The 19,564-nt window shown below is 45.3% G+C and carries 23 protein-coding genes; 6 read left to right on the top strand and 17 right to left on the bottom strand.

Annotation, left to right across the window (positions count from 1 at the left end):
- The first annotated feature begins 157 nt into the window (after positions 1-157).
- Both ACFO0S_RS01650 and ACFO0S_RS01645 read left to right on the top strand, forming a co-directional pair.
- Positions 158-970, top strand: a complete 813-nt coding sequence (locus tag ACFO0S_RS01650; RefSeq protein ID WP_378139496.1) for an aldo/keto reductase — start codon at positions 158-160, stop codon at positions 968-970.
- Positions 971-1,152: 182 nt separating this feature from the next.
- A complete protein-coding gene (locus ACFO0S_RS01645; protein ID WP_378139494.1) occupies positions 1,153-1,764 on the top strand; it encodes a hypothetical protein in 612 nt (203 codons plus the stop codon).
- Positions 1,765-1,852: 88 nt separating this feature from the next.
- Here ACFO0S_RS01645 and ACFO0S_RS01640 read toward each other — a convergent pair whose 3' ends face one another.
- The 13 genes from ACFO0S_RS01640 to aceA form a co-directional block, all read right to left on the bottom strand.
- Complete coding sequence (locus tag ACFO0S_RS01640) at positions 1,853-2,467, bottom strand: FMN-binding negative transcriptional regulator (RefSeq protein ID WP_378139492.1); 615 nt, start codon at positions 2,465-2,467, stop codon at positions 1,853-1,855.
- Positions 2,467-2,997, bottom strand: a complete 531-nt coding sequence (locus ACFO0S_RS01635) for a GNAT family N-acetyltransferase (RefSeq protein WP_378139490.1) — start codon at positions 2,995-2,997, stop codon at positions 2,467-2,469. The genes ACFO0S_RS01640 and ACFO0S_RS01635 overlap by 1 nt, the downstream gene beginning before the upstream one ends.
- 16 nt (positions 2,998-3,013) lie before the next feature.
- Complete coding sequence (locus ACFO0S_RS01630) at positions 3,014-3,466, bottom strand: MarR family winged helix-turn-helix transcriptional regulator (RefSeq protein WP_378139488.1); 453 nt, start codon at positions 3,464-3,466, stop codon at positions 3,014-3,016.
- Positions 3,467-3,581: 115 nt separating this feature from the next.
- Entirely contained in the window at positions 3,582-3,950 is a 369-nt protein-coding gene (locus ACFO0S_RS01625; RefSeq protein ID WP_378139486.1) for an MmcQ/YjbR family DNA-binding protein, read from the bottom strand.
- 3 nt (positions 3,951-3,953) lie between these two features.
- On the bottom strand, positions 3,954-4,325 hold the full coding sequence (locus ACFO0S_RS01620; protein ID WP_378139484.1) for a DUF2750 domain-containing protein: 372 nt from the start codon (positions 4,323-4,325) through the stop codon (positions 3,954-3,956).
- 33 nt (positions 4,326-4,358) lie between these two features.
- A complete protein-coding gene (locus tag ACFO0S_RS01615; RefSeq protein WP_378139482.1) occupies positions 4,359-4,838 on the bottom strand; it encodes a DUF4825 domain-containing protein in 480 nt (159 codons plus the stop codon).
- Positions 4,839-6,962, bottom strand: a complete 2,124-nt coding sequence (locus tag ACFO0S_RS01610) for a histidine kinase dimerization/phospho-acceptor domain-containing protein (protein ID WP_378139480.1) — start codon at positions 6,960-6,962, stop codon at positions 4,839-4,841.
- The gene (locus ACFO0S_RS01605; protein WP_378139478.1) at positions 6,959-7,126 is read right to left on the bottom strand and encodes a hypothetical protein; all 168 of its coding nucleotides are present in this window, start codon (positions 7,124-7,126) and stop codon (positions 6,959-6,961) included. Before ACFO0S_RS01605 ends, ACFO0S_RS01610 begins: the two co-directional genes overlap by 4 nt.
- Entirely contained in the window at positions 7,104-7,796 is a 693-nt protein-coding gene (locus ACFO0S_RS01600) for a response regulator transcription factor (RefSeq protein ID WP_378139476.1), read from the bottom strand. The genes ACFO0S_RS01605 and ACFO0S_RS01600 overlap by 23 nt, the downstream gene beginning before the upstream one ends.
- A 117-nt stretch (positions 7,797-7,913) precedes the next feature.
- A complete protein-coding gene (locus tag ACFO0S_RS01595; RefSeq protein WP_378139474.1) occupies positions 7,914-8,615 on the bottom strand; it encodes a YetF domain-containing protein in 702 nt (233 codons plus the stop codon).
- 98 nt (positions 8,616-8,713) lie between these two features.
- Entirely contained in the window at positions 8,714-8,836 is a 123-nt protein-coding gene (yhfH, locus tag ACFO0S_RS01590; protein ID WP_378139472.1) for a protein YhfH, read from the bottom strand.
- Entirely contained in the window at positions 8,817-10,442 is a 1,626-nt protein-coding gene (gene aceB, locus ACFO0S_RS01585; protein ID WP_378139470.1) for a malate synthase A, read from the bottom strand. Before aceB ends, yhfH begins: the two co-directional genes overlap by 20 nt.
- A gap of 22 nt (positions 10,443-10,464) precedes the next feature.
- Positions 10,465-11,748, bottom strand: a complete 1,284-nt coding sequence (aceA, locus tag ACFO0S_RS01580) for an isocitrate lyase (RefSeq protein WP_378139468.1) — start codon at positions 11,746-11,748, stop codon at positions 10,465-10,467.
- Between the two features lie 167 nt (positions 11,749-11,915).
- Here aceA and ACFO0S_RS01575 point away from each other — a divergent pair, with 167 nt between their 5' ends.
- Entirely contained in the window at positions 11,916-12,272 is a 357-nt protein-coding gene (locus ACFO0S_RS01575; protein WP_378139466.1) for a LytR/AlgR family response regulator transcription factor, read from the top strand.
- A 220-nt stretch (positions 12,273-12,492) separates the two neighbouring features.
- Here ACFO0S_RS01575 and ACFO0S_RS01570 read toward each other — a convergent pair whose 3' ends face one another.
- The 4 genes from ACFO0S_RS01570 to ACFO0S_RS01555 form a co-directional block, all read right to left on the bottom strand.
- A complete protein-coding gene (locus tag ACFO0S_RS01570) occupies positions 12,493-13,395 on the bottom strand; it encodes an ATP-binding cassette domain-containing protein (RefSeq protein WP_378139464.1) in 903 nt (300 codons plus the stop codon).
- A gap of 12 nt (positions 13,396-13,407) precedes the next feature.
- On the bottom strand, positions 13,408-14,622 hold the full coding sequence (locus ACFO0S_RS01565) for an ABC transporter permease (protein WP_378139462.1): 1,215 nt from the start codon (positions 14,620-14,622) through the stop codon (positions 13,408-13,410).
- Positions 14,623-14,635: 13 nt separating this feature from the next.
- Positions 14,636-15,754, bottom strand: coding sequence for a hypothetical protein (locus ACFO0S_RS01560; RefSeq protein WP_378139460.1), 1,119 nt, complete (start codon positions 15,752-15,754; stop codon positions 14,636-14,638).
- A gap of 174 nt (positions 15,755-15,928) precedes the next feature.
- Positions 15,929-16,798: a DMT family transporter gene (locus ACFO0S_RS01555; protein WP_378139458.1), complete on the bottom strand. Its 870-nt coding sequence runs from the start codon at positions 16,796-16,798 to the stop codon at positions 15,929-15,931.
- A gap of 66 nt (positions 16,799-16,864) precedes the next feature.
- On the opposite strand from ACFO0S_RS01555, the gene ACFO0S_RS01550 reads away from it, so the two are divergent.
- The 3 genes from ACFO0S_RS01550 to ACFO0S_RS01540 all read left to right on the top strand — a co-directional run bounded on the left by ACFO0S_RS01550 (position 16,865) and on the right by ACFO0S_RS01540 (position 19,491).
- The gene (locus tag ACFO0S_RS01550; protein WP_378139456.1) at positions 16,865-17,095 is read left to right on the top strand and encodes a MerR family transcriptional regulator; all 231 of its coding nucleotides are present in this window, start codon (positions 16,865-16,867) and stop codon (positions 17,093-17,095) included.
- 164 nt (positions 17,096-17,259) lie between these two features.
- Positions 17,260-18,789: an AbgT family transporter gene (locus ACFO0S_RS01545; RefSeq protein ID WP_378139454.1), complete on the top strand. Its 1,530-nt coding sequence runs from the start codon at positions 17,260-17,262 to the stop codon at positions 18,787-18,789.
- 150 nt (positions 18,790-18,939) lie between these two features.
- Positions 18,940-19,491: a YajG family lipoprotein gene (locus tag ACFO0S_RS01540; protein WP_378139452.1), complete on the top strand. Its 552-nt coding sequence runs from the start codon at positions 18,940-18,942 to the stop codon at positions 19,489-19,491.
- The last annotated feature ends 73 nt before the right edge of the window (positions 19,492-19,564 follow it).

Here is a 19,564-nt window from a genome sequence, read left to right as displayed (position 1 = left end):
ATAAAAATTCAGGTATATTTGCTAGATGAACGAAGGAGTGCGCTGGACCGTCTTGCTTTCTTTGTTCTCCTTTAAGCGTCGAGATTTGACACTCTAATAGTTTGCCTAGCGAAATATAAGTGGTAAAATGAAAGCCGAATCGAAAGGAGAGATTTTCATGGATTTTGTTACGCTACACAATGGAACGAAGATTCCACAGATCGGCTTTGGCGTCTGGCGTGTCGATAACGATACGGAGGCACCAGGAGCTGTAGAGGCAGCCCTGCGCGCGGGTTACCGCCATATTGATACAGCCGCTGTGTATAAAAATGAAGAAGGCGTTGCAAAGGGAATCGCTGCTTCTGGCATTGCCCGTGAAGACATCTTCTTAACGAGTAAAATTTGGAACGACGATATTCGTGCACGCCGGACGAAAGAAGCATTCGCGGAGTCTTTAGAGCGTCTTCAGACCGACTATATGGACCTTTGCTTATTACACTGGCCAGTAGATGGCAGTGTAGAGGCATGGACAGCTCTTGTTGAGTTGTATGAAGAAGGTAAAATCAAAGCCATCGGTGTATCGAACTATAAACAACACCATTTAGATGAGTTAACAGAAGCGGGTCTAATGAAACCAATGGTCAACCAGATTGAGTTGCACCCACAAAACCCACAACGTGATTTTGTGACGTCACTTCAACAAGAAGGCATTCATGTAGAAGCATGGAGCCCATTGATGCAAGGAAAGTTTTTAGAGTTCCCACTGTTTGAAGAGCTTGCTGAGAAACATGGAAAAGCTGCTTCCCAAGTGGTTCTTCGTTGGCACTTGCAACATGGTCACATCGCTTTACCAAAATCGGTGACACCTGCTCGCATCCAAGAAAACTTAGACGTATTCGACTTTGAGCTATCTTCTGACGATATGGCTTCTATCGATGCCATTGCAACAGATGTACGACTTGGTCCAGATCCAGACGAAATTGATTTTTAAGCTTGATTACGTATATGACCCCGAATCCTTTAGTGGATTCAGGGTTTTTTTGGCTGTTGGCTTTACTTGGTATTCAGAGGCTTATACATTCCACCCGATATAATTTTACAAATTCCGTTTTATAAGGTTCTTATTTCCACGAAAAAGTACCTTTGTTATACTGAGCAAAAGGGGGAGGAACCATGTATAGAAAAGGGATTGCTGTGCTGGTGCTATTCATACTGTTAGCAGGGTGCCAACCTGTGGATTTTGAACTGGAGCCTTATGAACCCATTAGTTCACAAGTGACGAATGAAGTCGATGAACCTGAAGAAACAGAGGAAACTCGGGAATCCTCAGAAAATACACGCCCGCTGTATGTATCGAATGCAAAACCTCGCGAACTGCATCTACAATCAGTGAACACAACTATTCTTTCGCCCATTGTGAAGTACTGTTGGAGCGAAGGTTCTGGGGAATGTCCACAAGAATTGAATCAAGACCCTAAGGAATTTCTTGCTATTTTCGGTGTTAGAAATGCCTCTGTCAAACCTTCTGAGCGTTTTTTCTATAACATGCACTCGTCTAACGGCATCAACTCTCCTTTACCATTCCCTACATCTATGCAAATGTATTCGTACAAAGACGATGCTTTCCTACCTCTTGGTGAAGAAATCAAAGATACGGAAAATTGGGAGATCCCCATACAAGCGCCTGCAGAAGAAGGGCTATACGTCTATGTTGTAAAAGCTACGTACGAAGGTGACATTAACGGTGTGACATTTTATGCGTTTCAATTTCGTGTGAGGGCGTGACGTGAGAAAACCCCGAGTCCGTTAATGGATTCGAGGTTTCATTGCGAGTTTAGAAGGAGGTTTATGCCCCTACTCGTTTTATGGAACCTTATTTTCGTAACCGCTTCATCTCTTGAGCCACTTGCTCGGCTCCTGCATCCGGTTCTTTCTTCAACTGCTCAATAATATTCGCATAGTCATGCTCTTTTCGGTTCTGGCTCATCTTGTAAGCAGCCTGCACTTCAGTGGCTTCTATAACAAAGCCCACGATGCCTTTGATTTCACGCTCGAGAAGTGCTGGGGTCACTGTCTCCCATAACACCGGATGCTTTCTGTGTTGTTCATATGTAGACATCAACTGTTTTAAATCCTCACGTAACTCGGCTTCCGACAGTTGGCGAATCGCCCCGTACACATGCACGGCTTGATAGTTCCACGTTGGCACTTGTTCCTCTTCGTACCAAGAAGAAGAAATATAGGCATGCGGTCCTTGGAAGATGACAAGAGCTTCTTCCGTCTCCTCCCAGCTTCGCCACTGTGGGTTTCCATAAGCAATATGGCCACTAACCGATAAATTCTCTCCCTGTTTTCTAACAATAACCGGAATGTGAGTCGCGACAGGACGGCCATCTTTCGTTATCACTAATGTCGCAAAGCTATGCGTTTTCAAGAACGACCAAATTTCTTGTGTGTCCTCTACGTTAAATCGTTTAGGGATATACATCAGAGCACCTCCACTTTCAGCGTTTTCACCATTATATAATCAATTTGCTCGTCGTCTCCCATAAAGAAAGAATGCTGCCCAATTCTTTTAAATCCCATCTTCTGATAGAATGCGAGTGCGTTGTGGTTGTTTTCCCAAACACCTAGCCAGATGCGTCCCTTCTCATGAACTTCCGCTCTTTCCAGTGCTTTTAAATAGAGTTGTTTCCCTAACCCGTGTTTTTGAAAGGCTTGCAATACATAGATGCGTTCGATTTCAAGGTCTGTATCTTCCATCGGTTCGGTCTGTGCATCATACTGATTGATTTTCAGATAGGCCGCAGGTACACCTTCACTTTCAGCCACATAAAATTCCGACTGGGGATGTTCAAGTTCCGACTGAATCTTCCCCTCTGCAAACGCAGCATCAAGATAGTCCCTCATATTTGCTTCCGTATTGTATGCTTCGAACGTTTCGAAATAGGTTTGGCGACCCAGTTGTTGAATCAATTTGCTATCTTCTACGGTGCATTTCCGGATTGTGAATGTCATCTTGTATCCATCCTTCTCAATAAATTCTTTTCTGTCCTTTTTTTACTGCTTCCCAGTCTTTTTCAATGTTTTTTCGTACTCTAATTAATAGTTCCTCTAATAGAGTCGCTTCTTTTACATTCAGCCCTGTCAATGCAACGTCTTCAGAATACGTATGCTCTTTGAGAATGTGCGGATATATTTCCAAACCTTTTGAAGTCGGGTACAGATACTTATTTTTTCGATTGTCCTTTTCCAATCGTTTTTCAATCAGGCCGTTTTGTTCCAACTTTTGAATGGCTCTCGCCGCAGTCGTTCGATCCACTTTGATTTGTTCTGCTACTTTTTCTTGAATGATGCCAGGTTGCTCACAGATTCGCACCAAGTATAAGTAATGTCCTTTTGCCAAATCGAATTCTTTAAATTCGATATTGCTGATGGAATCGAGTGCCCGTGCAATCATACCGATTTCTCTTAAAATCTCTGTCACTTGCTCACCTCTAATTCGTTCGTCTGTGATTTTACTTTAAACTCTTTTTGTTGCAAATGCAACAATTTATGCATATAAATAATCCCCTTTCTCAGAAAGAGAAAGAGGATGTACATTAGTAGTCGCCTAAAATGTCGCGCTGCACGCGTTTAGGTAACTTTTCTAAAACTTGTTCATACGAATGTCGAATGAGTTTAGAAATCAACTCGTCCGGCAAGTCCGCGTCGCGGTAAATCGAGTTCCAGTGCGTCTTGTTCATATAGTACCCTGGAACAATGGCATCATACTCCTGGCGAAGCTCTTCCGTGTAAGAGGGTTCTGCTTTCACAGTAAGTATGGCTTTGCCTTCTTTATCGCCACCGAGCATCGCATACATCTTATCCCCGATCATATAGCGATCAGCAGACCATTCTTCTTTATAGTCATGCGTCGTTCCAGGTAGCGCAAGAAAAAAGGCGTGGAGGGCTTCGTTATCACCTAGCATCGGCTACGCCTCGCCTTCTAGATCTTCTAAGTCTTCAAGGAGCGTCTCTGCCTCAACTAAAATTTCGTCCTTGGCCGTCGAAAACACGGAGATTTGAATTTCATCTTTTTCTAGCCCCGGAAGCCATGTCTCAACAAATTCATCTAACGCAATTGATTTAGGTGTGAATCCAGGCCATTCTTTCGATGCTTGATGCTTAGCAAATTCTTCTGTTGGCCAGAAGAAGATGCGTTGTGCGCCTTTTGCATCTTCCGCTGTCGCCCAGCCCTCTTGAAACAGACCCCATACTTGTTTCGTATTTGCCACGATGTCTAAAAATACCTCATACCGCGTATCTGCTGGTAGACGTGTCAGTTCATGTAATTCTTTCTTCATCCGAACCGCCTCCTTTTCTCCCATCGTACCACATTACGAGGATTCTGCGAGACCTTCTCTGTCTGGATCTTCTTCTAGCTTCATTTGCATAGCTTGTTCGAGCTGTTCTTCAGTAGTATACTTCTCCAGCGGAAGTCCTAACCAGTTCTCCCACTGTTCCCGTGTGTAGCGGTACTGAGTGGTGTCCGAGTGGAGCGTTACAATGTCCGCATTGGTAATGAGTCTTAAAAGATACAGACTGTACGTGCGCGCTGCTTCTCTTGCTATGGCTGGTTCCGCTTTCTCGTAATAGAGGTGGATCCCGTACGGTTCTTTATCGGTCTCGAGCCGCATGTTTTTCCACTTCAGCCCGTAATCCGGAAGCAACGCCAGAATGTTTTTCGTCGACATTGGAGAGCCTACATAGGATCCTTCGTAGTCAAACAAACTCGGCGGCACTTCTTTCTCTTGCTCAATCCATGGGGTGCATCCCGCAAGTAACAACGTCATGATAAGCAGTCCGAGTCGCTTCATTTAAAGCGCTCCTTTCGGTAATCGTAGTGTGACTTTGAACAAGTCACCATCTAAACTGACGTCAAACTGACCTCCGTGAAGTCCTACAATGGACTGGGCAATGGCTAGACCAAGTCCGGAACCGTCCGTGTGACGTGACTGATCGCCACGTTTGAAACGTTCTGTGAGTTCTGCTGTGTCGTCTCCTAATTCATACTGTGAGACATTTTTAAAGGTCAATACAGCCTCGGTCCCCGCATCTTGAAGGGATACATAGACGCGTGTTCCTGGCATCGCGTACTTACTGATATTGATGAGCAAATTGTCCATGACCCGCCAAATCTTTTGTCCGTCCACGAGCGCGTGAATCGGTTGAGACCCAATGGCGACACGAACATCTAAGTTTTGTTTTTCAAGAGCTTCTTGTTGTTCGGCAATAGCTTGTTGAAGTAAGGAAGCAATATCTACTTTAGCTTTTTGAAGCTCGATGTTGCCAGATGCCATCTTGGATACATCAAACAAGTCTTCAATCAATGTTTTCAAGCGAGCGGACTTGCGCTCTAACACATCGACGTACTGCGCACGTTGCTCTTCCGTCAAATCTGGATTTTTCAATAGGTCCGTGTACGTAATGATGGACGTGAGCGGCGTGCGTAAATCGTGACTGACATTGGTGATCAGTTCGGATTTCAGACGTTCGCTTTTCACTTGTGAAGATTGGGACATCACGAGCTGATCTCGAATGACGTTCAGTTCTTTTGCGTGATCCGCTAAACGAGAACGACCACGAATTTCGAATGGTTCACTTGTCACACCCTCTGTCAGTAGCGAGGTACGTGCCATCGTTCGGTTCAAGTACGCAATACGACTAAATAGGAAGTAAAGGGCTGGAATTCCGATGAACAATGTACATGGAATCCAAACGAGAATCAGTCCCCCGAGCATTCCCGTTAACAACGTTCCGAATCCCCAGAAGAAGACGATGACAAGTATAATGATAGCTTGCCATGCTAGACTACGGTTTAGAAATAAACCTCTCAACCCTTCTAGACCTCTTTTCAGAAGAGATGTTTTGTATGAATACGTATGAATCGTAGTTACGATACTCACTAAATAGAGAAGAAACGCTGTTAGCAAACCAATCGTCAGAATGGCTGAAAAGAAGGTAAAGTCATCAAACCCATAGTAATAGAAAATGCCGCGGGCAATTTCGGATGTTAAGAAATATGAGACGAATAGCAAAGCTCCCGCAACGACCAGCCGGATTTCGTGTGCCTGTCTGTTGATCGGCACGAATAAGTCACTCTCTAATAATGCGGTTTTCCAACGTCTCCATAGGAAGAATCCTAAAACAGCTGCTGCGATTCCAACTACGGTGATGATCCAGAAAACCAACTGACGCGTTTTGTATTCGTGAATTGCAGGACCGATATACGAGTTGGGGATATAGACAGTACCACTGTAACTGACATTGAACGAACCTACTTGGTCTGCGATCTCATAGTTTAAGTCATTGTATTCATCTAGACGAGTAGCTTGTAACCAACGACCATCTTCGCCATAGGTGACTGCGTATGTGTTTGATGCCCCTTCGTTTTTATCGAAGGTCTCTCCGGTCGCACTATTGGTAAGAGAGTATCCGATTCCCGGATATTGTACACTAAAGCGATTCTGATTCCGCTGTAGATTGACAATGTAGCTATCTACTTTTCTCTCCCATTCTGTTCGGAGCTTTTCTTCGACATATTCATCATCTTCAAAGTTGCGACGTATGTCAGCGAGCTTCCGGTCACGCTCTGCTTGTAGTTCTTCACTCAACTCTTCCCCTGCAACTGGTTGGTATTTGCTACGAATCGAATCCAGTTGTGATTGTAAATCACCATATCGATGACGATACTCTTCAATCTGGCTTTCTGTGACTTGGTATCCTTCCATCAATTCTTCTTTTGTTATCGGTTCAACTAGCATGGATGGAAGGGCTTCAATGATTTCATAATAGACCGTATGATCAAATTGGTCCGTTTCTCTAAATTCTTGACCGATCAGTTCTCTCGAGAAGCCTGCCCATGCATGTATGGTAAGTAATATAAGAAGCGTCAACACACCGAGTATAATCCACTTTCCCCATTGTTTATTCGTGTTCATCCTAATCCTCCTCTATCGACAAAGCGCTTGAACTGCGCGAGCCATTCCGATGTTTCTACCGCTTGTGTAAAGCAATAGGTGCAGTAACCAATCGTCGCAATGCCGATTACCATGACAATGACAGAGACCGTCGCTTCCCATTTACTTGTCCATTTTGTAGCCAACGCCCCACACCACCTTTATGTACCGCGGATTTTTCGGGTCTGCTTCCATCTTTTCTCGAATCTTCCGGATGTGCACGGCGACAATATTTTCGGCATTGTAGGCAGGCTCTTGCCACACACGTTCATAAATCTCCGGAATAGAGAACACACGCCCTTGGTTGCGCATGAACAGTTCTGTAATTTTAAATTCGGTAGGTGTGAGTTTTAACGGTTCTCCGTCAAGTGTCACTTCTTTCGATTCTTGGTTCAACACTAAACCATCTTTTTCAAGAACCGATTGTATGCCTTCGTATGTGCCGAGTTTGGTGTACCGACGTAATTGGGATTTCACACGAGCTACGAGTTCCATCGGATGAAACGGCTTTGTTACATAATCATCTGCTCCCACGGAGAGTCCGTGAATTTTATCGGTGTCTTCGGATTTTGCGGAAAGCATGATGATAGGAATATTTTTCGTTTCGCGTGCTTTAAAGGTTGCTTGGATGCCGTCCATTTGTGGCATCATGATATCCATAATGATTAAATGAATTTCTTCTTTCCCTAAAAGAGCAAGTGCTTCAATTCCGTTAGCGGCCTTCAGCACCCGGTACCCTTCATTTTTTAAATAGATCTCAATACCATCTCGAATTTCTTGGTCATCATCTGTGACGAGTACTGTGAGTGTTGTCATCTTCGACCGCCTCCTTCCATCTGTTTCTATTGTACCCTCCAATTCTTAACAAGTAAGGGGGGGATTTCTGAAGAAATTCTTAAGAACGAAAAAATCCCTTCGCACAGTGCGAAGAGATCAGTCGTCATTTCCACTATCAATATATAATTTTCCGTTTTCCTGTAGTTCGGCGTAAAAAATTTGGGAAGCGTCGCGGTAGCCGGCTTTCTTTAGTTCGGTTTGCAACCATTCACTTGTGAGCCCCAGTTCTTTCAAGTTGCGTTCGATAATGACACCATCGGTTATGATTTGTGTCGGGATATAGTGAGGTGGCTTTGCGGATACTTGCATATCTTTTTTTGTTGCTGGTTGATTGGCTGCTTTTTTATAGACACTCAGCTCCCCATTCGTCTCTAAAATGGCATGCTCCACTTCAGTAATGGAGAAAATCCCTTGTAAGCGAAGCAACATCTTCAAATCTTCCACCGGTAGCCGACTTGATTTAAGTTCCCGTTGCAGGATTTTTCCTTTCCGGATGACCACAGATGGCTCATCATCAATCAACGTTTTCGCACGCATGGATTTTAATGAAATCCAGCTGACGAGAAGCGTCAGGAGTGTCCACATAATCAATGAAATCATGCCGTCAATAAATGGCGTTTCTTCCTGCCCTGCTATATCGGCTGCAATGGAACCGATAGTAATTCCCGTAATATAGTTGAACATTGTAAGTTGACTCAGCTGCTCTTTTCCAAGAAAGCGTGTCAATAATAGCAGCACGGTAAATGTTACGATCGTGCGCAGGATCATTTCAAGCGCGTTAATGTCCTCGGTCCACATAAAATCACCTCTTACGCGTAGTATGGACGTGAGAGATGAAGATTAGACGTTAAACGTAGAAAACCCCATCTGCCTGCTTGCAGATAGGGCACTTTAAGTTATTCCGGCTGCTTGTTTAGGCAGCGCTCACATTCAAATAGTTGAGACTCGACTTGCTCACGAATGATGGTGCCACACTCGCGACATACTTTTGGGTTTGCTTCACGATTTGGTTGATTCATGGTCAGTCACCTCCTCCAGCTGGTCGTAGCCAGGTAGTGTTAAAAACTCGATAAATTCATCGTTTAAAACTAATTGCCTAAAGAGTCTAGCTGCCTCTTCAAAACGGCCATCTGTATACACCTGCTCACCAAATTGCTCTTTTAATGTCGTCAATTCTTCCTCGAGTACTTGATTGACGAACTCACCGGTGATCTTGTGCCCGTCCTCAAGCTTTCCTTCCGGATGACGAATCCATTGCCACACTTGTGTGCGAGATATTTCGGCAGTCGCCGCATCTTCCATTAAATGATTGATTGGCGCTGCACCGTTTCCACGTAACCAGGAGGCAATGTACTGAACACCTACTGAACAGTTCACACGTAAACCATTTTCAGTAATTGTTCCTATTGGTACTTCCAACAAGTCATCCGCTGTGACCTTTACATCTTCCCGTTTTCGCCCGATCTGGTTCGCTTCCGGCATATACTCATTGAACTCGTCAAGTGCCACTGTAACAAGGGCAGGGTGCGCGACCCAAGTGCCGTCGTGTCCATCTGTCACTTCACGGCGCTTGTCTTCCCGAACTTTGTCAAAGGCTGCTGCATTTGCCTCTTCGTCCCCTTTGATCGGAATTTGGGCTGCCATGCCTCCCATAGCCGGTGCATTTCGCTTGTGACAGGTCTGAATAGCCAGTAAGGTGTACGCTCGCATGAAAGGCGAGATCATCGTCACTTGGCTGCGGTCCGGCAAAATGACATCCTCTTGGTTCCGCAGGCGTTTGATGTAACTGAAAATATAATCCCAGCGACCGCAGTTGAGACCCGCGGAGTGCTCCCGCAGTTCGTAAAGAATCTCATCCATTTGGAACGCGGCCGGAATGGTTTCAATCAAAACGGTTGCTCGAATTGACCCTTGTGGAATGCCAAGTGTATCTTGTGCATATCGGAACACATCATTCCATAGGCGCGCTTCTAAATAATGCTCAAGTTTTGGTAAGTAGAAATACGGGCCACTCCTGCGGGATAACAACTCCTTGGCATTATGGAAAAAGTACAGTCCGAAGTCGAACAAGCCGCCTGCTATAGGTTCTCCGTCGACTTCTACATGCTTCTCTAGTAGATGCCAACCGCGAGGGCGAATTTGCAGCACCGCCACCTCGTCGTTCAGTGAATACGTCTTACCTGTATTCGTCTGCGTATAGGAAATGGACTTGCGAATCGCGTCGTACATATTGATCTGCCCGTGGATCATGTTATGCCACGTCGGTGCCGTCGCGTCTTCGAAACATGCCATAAAGAGCTTCGCACCAGAATTCAAGGCATTGATGACCATTTTCCGGTCGACAGGTCCCGTAATTTCCACACGACGATCTTGCAAATCCTTCGGAAGCTCAGCGACCGTCCAGTCGCCCTCCCGAATCGATTTCGTTTCTTCTAGAAAGTCGAGCTTGCCACCTGCATCGAGTTCACGTTGACGCTCTTCTCGTGCCTCAAGCAGTTCTTTTCTACGCGCATCGAATGTCCGGTGGAGTCCTTCCAGGAACTGCAGAGCTTCAGGAGTCAGCACGCGTTTCGTGGCCTCGTCCTGCGGTCCTTTGATTTCAATAGACGTTGTCAATTGGGTCATCTGTTCCACTCCTTCCCGGATATCACGCGAACTGCGCGACTTCCGTTGATCCCTTCATCGCTGTCGTTGATGACATGCCACCTGAGACGATTTGAGAAACGTCGTCAAAATAGCCTGTGCCGACTTCACGTTGGTGCTTCGTTGCCGTGTAGCCTTTAGCTTCGGAATCGAATTCGGCTTGTTGCAAACGCGAGTAAGCAGCCATGCCTTCTGTTTTATAAGCATGCGCAAGTTCGAACATGCCGTGGTTCAGGCTGTGGAAGCCAGCCAGTGTGACGAACTGGAATTTGTACCCCATCTTGCCAAGCTCAACTTGGTATTTTGCAATCGTCTCTTGATCGAGGTTTGCCTCCCAGTTGAAGGAAGGCGAACAATTGTAAGCAAGCATCTTGCCAGGGAACTGTGCATGGATCGCATCCGCAAACTGTTTCGCTTCTTCTAAGCTCGGATGGGATGTCTCACACCACACAAGGTCCGCATACGGTGCGTACGCTAGACCGCGAGCAATCGCTTGTTCGATGCCAGGATTTGTTTTAAAGAATCCTTCCGGAGTCCGTTCTCCTGTAATAAATGCATGGTCGCGCTCATCGATATCACTCGTTACCATATCTGCCGCGTCGGCGTCGGTACGAGCAACGATTAATGTCGGGACGTCGAGAACATCTGCTGCGAGGCGAGCCGCAACTAGATTGCGAATGGCGTTTTGAGTTGGAAGAAGAACTTTTCCTCCTAAATGTCCGCATTTCTTCTCAGAAGCAAGTTGATCTTCTAAGTGGATACCTGCTGCTCCGGCTTCAATCATGCCTTTGATGAGTTCAAAGACGTTCAATGGTCCACCGAATCCAGCTTCTGCGTCTGCCACGATCGGTGCAAACCAGTCAAATCCATCGTTGCGACCTTCTGCGTGATCAATTTGATCTGCGCGCTGTAATGCTTGGTTGATCCGCTTCACCACTGCTGGAACCGAGTTCGCCGGGTACAAGCTCTGATCCGGATACATCTGCCCGGAAAGATTGGCGTCTGCTGCCACTTGCCAGCCACTTAAGTAGATCGCCTGTAACCCTGCTTTAACTTGCTGAACGGCTTGGTTTCCAGTGAGTGCACCCAGCGCATTAATAAAATCTTCTGTGTGAAGAGAATTCCATAGACGTTCTGACCCACGTCGAGCCAGCGTCTGTTCTACTACAACCGATCCGCGTAACTTGACGACCTCTTCCGGTGTATATGGTCGTTCAATTCCTTGCCAACGTTCATTTTCTTTCCATTCTCTACGTAATTGTTCAATCTGTTCTTGACGTGTCATCATGTGTCATCGCACCCTTCTGTGATTTACTGTTGCATAACAGTTATTTATCTTGTAATCTAATATATAACAGAGATTGAATTTTGACACGGCATTTTGACAAACCATCAATTTTTTCAGACGAACATGCTTTTTTCGATGACAAACACAGAAATTGGAGGAGGAACACGATGCAACAGACGAAAATGATGCAACAGAGAGCCCCACGATTTTTAACGGTACGGCAAGAAGACGACTGGAAGCCGCTTCGGTTAACGGCGATCACTCATATGGAAAGTTTACATAAAAAGACGTGGGTATACGCGGACGGAGAAGCCTATTCAGTCACGCTTCCGCTGAAGGAGTTGCAGCAAAAACTATCGGATGACTTCTTGCGGATCCACCGGTCGTATATTGTGAACTTGTCTGCTGTGGATAGAATCACACGGGATATGATGTCGAATTTGGTGGTTGTACTTGAAGATGGCAGTGAGTTGCCGGTGGGCCAGTCCTTTATGGCACAGGTGAAGGGCGTGTTTGGCATTTAGAGGGGTTTTTAGAAAGGGGTTGGGACGTTTGTTTGGTGGAGTTTAGTTTCCATAATACGAGTAATGTATTAATGAGAAATTTTAATGTCGCAATCAAACAAATTAATGTCACAATCAAGACATTTATTGTCCTAATCACACAATTTAATGTCACAATCATCTCCCTCCCCATCCGAATCCCACACAAAAAGCCCTCCAAGTCGGAGGGCTTTCGCATGTTTTATTGATATTCCATCGAATATAAGTCGTGAAGCGAGACTTTTCCGAAATGGAAATCGGTAATGTGTGACGCGACGAGGAATGTGACGAGCGTCGTGATTTCTTCGTCTGGTTTATCCTGAATATCAATCAAGATCGTCTCGTTCGGCAACTTCTGCATCTCAAGGTTCGGAAACTTAGCCCCAATTCGTGCCGTCTCTTCCGCAGTCACTTTCGGAAGACGAATCGTCGTCACCGTATCTGCTGAAAACCCGGGAGCTAAATCATCTACTAGATGCAGCTTGCCTTCTTTAAAGAAGTAGATCTTATCCGCATATTGCTCCAGGTTCTCCAGTAAATGCGAAGCAATGATGATGGTCTTCCCTTCCTGCTTCTTCTCCACAAGAATCTGGGAGATCATCTCGACGTGTGTGGGATCCAGCCCGTTCATCACTTCGTCCATCAGCATGATTTGGGTATCGGAGACAATCTGCATCGCAAAGCACAGTCGCTGGCGCATGCCAAGAGAATAGGTGCCGGTTTTTTTCTTCACGTAAGACGCCATCCCGAGCTTTTCAATCGTGTCTTCAATCAATTCCGGGCGACTGTTCCACATCGTTTGGTAAATCTTCATATGGTTCTTTCCGGATACGTGATTATACAAATCATTTTGGTCCGGCATCATGGACATCACTTGGTGAATCTTCACTTCATTTGGTTTACTTGTGTACTTCAAGCCCTCGCCTACAACCACTTGTCCCTGTTTCGGCGACAGGTAGTTCATGATGACGTTCATCAGTGTGGATTTCCCTGTGCCATTCGGTGCGACTAGGCCAATGATTTGGCCCGGTGCAAATGTGATGGAAATGTCATCGAGCACGCGCTTCTCTTGAAACTGCATGCCTATCTGTTTCAACTCAAGCATTTCGGTCCCTCCTTACTTTGTATAGGAAAAGCGTTTATTGGTCGTGATCAGTAGAATAAGTAAGATACAAATGGCTGCACTTCCGGAAACGAGCATCACACCGCGGTCCACAGTAAAGAGTTCGGACGCGTATAAGAAGTCCCGGGTGCCGGAAATGACCTGCCCTACCTGTACGTACGAGGTCGGATACCAATAGGCATCAGTAAACGGACTGACCGCTCGTTCAAAATAGAGAAACTCGACGAAAAGAATGCCAAGCCCGACAGCAATGTTGATGAACTCAAGCCGCACGGTGATGCTGAGCAGAATCATCACAGCAATCAAGGCAACGAACCAGAGCGATAAGAAGGCCAGGTTCTTCAACAGGAATTCCCACATCGGCATCAGAGAAAAGATGTTGGGTGTAAAATTGAATATCGTGACGTCTGTATTGTAAATGGGCACACCGAGCGTGAAATCGCCAAACCCTTCCCGCAGGCCAATGATGAAGAGTCCTGCACTTAATGGGAAAATGGCGACTAGACTACCGATAAATGCGACGACGCCCTTCCCAAACATGCGCTTCCAGTCCGCAATCGGGAACCCTTTGACGAGACTTGGATTGCGGCGGTCTTTTAAGACAATATCTGCTGTCAACAAAATACAGCTGATCAGGATTACAAATGGCAAGAAATCCGTTAACAGCCGTTGAAGCGTTTGTAATGCTGTGCGCTCTTCAAACAACTCGATAGAAAGTGCGTGATTTCCTTCTGCAAATTCCTGGTAACGACTCGTTGCGTAGCCGTAGCCGTAAAAGCCATCGTCTTTAGCAAATCGGTTGCCATATGAATAGTAAAGCGGGTTGTAATAAAAATTTTCTCCGTACTGAATGATTAAATCATTCATCGAATTGTACCATTCTGCAGTCGCCGAAGCATAGGTGACGAAGTCCCCTTCATCAAGGGCATCAATCCGTCTCTTCTCCACTTCGTTCCATGGCACGAAAACAGAGGCTGCAAAGAGAACCTCGGGATGAAGATTTTCTCTCCCCTCAACACTTTCTAAAAATGCCTCCCGCGTGTCGTACGCCGCCTGCATCTCATCCCGGTCCACCTTTTCAATCGGCTCGTAGTTCGGTGCAACAGCGAACGCATAATACAGACTAAGAAGAAGAAGGATAATATAGACGGCTTGATTCTTTTTGTTGTTCATGAATTGTAGCGCTTCCCATTTGATAAAATTCCACATAGCTGTCCCCTCCTTAGACCCGTTGTAATTTTCCGCTGGATAAGAACCATTTGACGAGGGCTAGTAAGAGCACCAAGTAGATGGTCAAGACGACAAGTCCCGTCCAGGCAGAAAGCTCTGCAGGATACGCACCCATCAAACTTTCTCCGCGCAACAGAGACGGAAAATTGACATAGTGATATGGATACCAAGGTACGAGTGTCGCCAGTCGTGGAAACATAATCGGTAGAGCGACTAAACCGAGCTGGATAAAGACGGTGATGTAGACATTCCGGACGAGCACGTTCAAAATCACTGAGCTGACGATAGCGACAAGAGATAAAACGAGCATATATCCAATGGCGAAACCACTATACGAAAGCACCGTATGGATCTCCACTTCGCCGTTCCAGACCGCAATCACGCTCGAGAGACTTCCCCATTCCCCTAAGAAGCCGTACGGTAAGCTAAATAACAGCAGCGTAAAGAGAAAGAGACAGGTAACGCTCCACGTCACGAGCACTTTCGCCAATACGTAGCGATCAAATGCAATTGGGTAGCCTTTAATGAGTGTCGTATGGCGGAAATCTTCGATCATAATGTTCGAAGAATAGACGGCGACGACTAAAAACCAAAAGGCTCCGACAAATCCAAGTAGATACATTAAAAACTGAGTATATGTATACGCCGCAAATGGCGGTGGTGCTTCAAGCTGCGATAGATAGCTATAGTAGTAATAATCTAGTTCGTTCTCGATCATCTGTGGCATGATGTCTGCTACTTTGTCGTATTCGTCCATCGTGAACGCATCTTTACGAAGTTGCGTTAAACGTAGCGCAGATTCTAAATACAGTTCCGGACGATTGACTTTCAGCGACATCCCTTGTCTCGTATAAGCATGGTCTTGCTGGACGACATTTTTATAAAGCGGACTCCCCGGACCATTCTCTGTCGCATCCACCACTTGGAATTTATTCAGTGCGACCTTTACGGATAAAGACTCATTCGATTTCTGTTCAATCGGATTTCCTAACTCTGTCTGATAGCAATAGATACTGATTGCCAATGAAAAAATCGCAATGGCGAGCAATGCAAAGAGCGTCTTTTTATCTGTGCGCTCAACAATAAATAGTGTTTTTAACATGCGAAACATTTTTATGACCCCTCATTTTAATTTTCACACTTTTCTATCATCTCAAAATGACAGGTGATTTGTACAGGTCTATGTTGAATTTCATTAAACTTACATCAAAGAGTTACAGTGCATGCAGGATTCTCACAAAAGAACACCTCAACCGGTATGAAATCAGTTGAGGTGTTGTGTAAGCTAATGTTTAGTTGTATACTTCGCGCCGATGGTAAGAACGACAATACTTCCTAGAAGCAAGATAATACCGACCCACGAATTCCATGTGAACACTTCGCCTACTATAAAAACGCCAAGAATGGCTGCAGTCGTGGGTTCAGCAAGAGACAGAGTCAGGGCAGAGCTCGATGGAATCTTCCGCAAGCCCGATGTGTAGAATATGTAAGCAAATGTTGTTGTGCCAATACCGAGATAAAGTAAAACGAGTGCATTCATAGGTTCGATCGTCCACTCAGCACCGTTAATCACATAGAATGGCGATAGCAGAACGGCCGCTACACTGAATGTCATGGCTACAGCTGCTACTGCATCTTGTTTGGCCACCAAAGACTTACTCGACATTGTATAGATGGCAAAGACGATTCCGGCTCCCAGCGATAACATGACACCGACGGGATTGACTGTTACCGCGCCGGAATTCAAGAACAAGAACACACAGCCAAGTAATGCAAACCCAGTGGAAATCATCCAGATCCGTGTAGGACGTTGTTTAAATAGCGACCATTCAACTAGACCAGAGAAGACCGGTGCGCTGCCAATGGCTACAACACTCGCAATGGCTACTCCCGTCAGCTTAACGCTACTGAAGAACAGCATCTGGAAAAGACCAATACATACTGCGGCGAGAATCGTTTCCCTCCACGTCCATGTACGGAAATTGATTTTCTTCATAATAAGAAGCGGAATGAGTAGGGTAAAGCCACCTACAGCTGAGCGAGCAGCTGCCACCACAAATGGATGGGCGTCATCCGGTAAAAACGTCTGTGCCGTCCCTGTTGTTCCCCAGAGAATGGCTCCAAGTAAGACGAGTAAATATGGTAAACTAGACAATGAAATCTCTCCTTGCCACTCTCAAATTGAATTTATCCTACTCAGTATACAAGGAGGTCCGGCGAAATGTATAGAACGATTGAAGAAACAGCCGCGCATCTTCAAATGCCTGAAGAACAAGTGCGTCGCTACATCCTCGAACGGCGAATCAAAGCCATTCATGATGGCGAGCAATTTCTGATCAACAGTGACCAATTCACGCGTCATTTTGAACAGCTCGAGCAAGTAAAAGCCTGGATTGAAGAATGGCGAAACACGCCGATTCCCGAAGACCCTGACATCAAAGACGAAGACTGACCCAGCCAATTGATGGCTGGGATTTTTATTGTTGCCCTATTCGCAATCCTTTTGCAATTCCGGATATTAGCAGATGACTATCTATTCCAAGCAATTCTTCTTATAATAAACAAATGCCTTTACAGGTAATTGTCAGAATTGTGATATGATTTGGAGGTTTTACAATGGAAACTGCGAAAAAACGTGGCTTCATCCTTCGCTCCCTTGATGGTATCGAGCGCGCAGGGAATAAATTGCCGCATCCCGTAACCTTATTCGCAATTTTCTCTGTGATCATCCTCGTTCTTTCCGCGATTTTCTCAACGCTTGGCGTGAGTGTGGAAGACCCGATGAACCCGGGAGAAACGTTAACGGTTAAAAACTTATTAAACTCTGAAGGAATCCTGTACCTGTTTCAAAGTATGGTAACAAACTTCACTGGATTCGCCCCACTTGGTACCGTACTTGTGACGATGCTAGGAATTGGTCTTGCTGAGCGTTCCGGTCTTATCAGTGCGGCTCTTCGCGGACTAGTGACATCTGTTCCAAAACAACTATTAACAGCTGCATTAGTATTTGGTGGAGTTATGTCTTCTATGGCTGCGGATGCAGGATATGTTGTATTAACACCACTTGGTGCAGTACTGTTTGCTGGTTTAGGACGCCATCCACTTGCAGGTCTTGCAGCGGCTTTCGCTGGGGTATCTGGTGGATTCAGTGCTAACTTGTTACTGACATCACTTGACCCACTTCTTGGTGGACTTACGCAAGATGCAGCTGCTATTATAAACCCGGAATATGCTGAAGGCATCAACTATGCGATGAACTACTACTTTATGTTTGCATCTGTATTTATGATTACAATCGTAGGTACCCTTGTGACAGAAAAGATCGTTGAGCCTCGGCTTGGTACCTATAAAGGAGATGTAAAAGAAACAGTAAATACGTTATCTGCTCTTGAGAAAAAAGGACTGTGGGCTGCGCTTGCTTCCATTATTGTTGTAGCAATCGGCTTAGCATTACTTGTTGTTCCTTCTTGGGGACCTCTTCGCGCTGGCGTAGAAGATATTGTCACAGCTCCATTTTTCCAAGTGCTTGTACCAGTCATCTTGATTCTGTTCATTGTTCCTGGATTTGTGTATGGTGTCATCACGAAAGCGATTCGCAATGACAAAGATGTAGCAAACCAACTATCTGAAACGATGGAAACAATGGGATCCTACATCGTGCTTGCGTTCGTAGCCGCACAATTCGTTGCATACTTTACGACATCAAATCTTGGATTGGTGTTAGCTGTAAACGGTGCAGAATTATTAGAGAATACTGGTTTCACAGGCTACCCACTTATCATCGCTTTCTTATTGATTACAGGATTCATCAACCTGTTTATCGGGAGTGCCTCTGCTAAATGGGCAATCATGGCTCCGGTCTTTGTTCCTATCATGATGCAACTTGGCTACACACCAGAACTAACACAGGTTGTGTATCGTATTGCCGATTCATCAACAAACATCATTTCTCCACTGATGCCATACTTCGCAATCGTAATTGCGTTTGCTCAGAAGTATGATAAAAAAGTGGGCATTGGGACGTTGATTGCGACAATGCTTCCATATTCGATAGCCTTCTTCGTCGTGTGGACGATCATGCTATTCGTATGGATGGCATTTGGCATCGACTTAGGACCAGGTTCTGGAATTTATATGCCTGAATAAATCATCAATCCGACTCTCTTTCTAGGGAGTCGGTTTTTTGATGCACGAATTTCTCACAAAACTAGAAAAATCGGCAATTTAGGTCTCCCTTCCCCTTTTCAGATTTTTCAATCAGTGATAAAGTAGCGCATAGAGGGGGAAGCGAACATCATGAAAAAATGGCTTATACTCAGTGCTGCCACACTTTTCCTCGCAGCATGCCAAGACGAAGAAGCAAACGAACCAGTGAATGAAGTGGAACAACAAATAGAAGATGCATTCGGTACTGACGTGGCGATTCCATCTTTACAAAACCACGAAATCGGTCTGGCTTACTTTGAGCAAGACCCGGAAACAGAAGAAATTCAAACAGCTCAATTGATCTACCAGACAACAACAAAGCCAATGGAAGGCTTTACTGTAGAGAACTGGGCAGAGCAAAATAATTTGCAACTGATTCAAGGAGACTTGTTTAAAGATGCTCCACTAGCGGAATTAACCATTTTCCCGGAAACCTACGGTTCAATGGACCGAGCGGAAGTTCGTGAAATTGCAGGTGAAGAAGTGGACTTTGCAGTGATTCCTGGACACGCCCGCGACACTGCCTACATCGGCTTTGATAAAGAAGGCGCCGGTTATCTTGTAAAGTATCACTTGGCTCAAAATCAAACGATAGATGAGGCATTACGCTTTGCTGAACAGATCATTGAAGGCCTGAATTAAACCACGTCCCTGCTTTCTTTAAAGAAAGTGGGGATTTTTCTTTTTTAGCAATGGACTTTTCTTTGAAAAAGTC

It is taken from the genome of Chryseomicrobium palamuruense (assembly GCF_042649045.1).
Lineage (GTDB): Bacteria > Bacillota > Bacilli > Bacillales_A > Planococcaceae > Chryseomicrobium > Chryseomicrobium palamuruense.
Note: the sequence above shows the minus strand (reverse complement) of the source record. Positions and strands in the feature narration are given on the sequence as shown.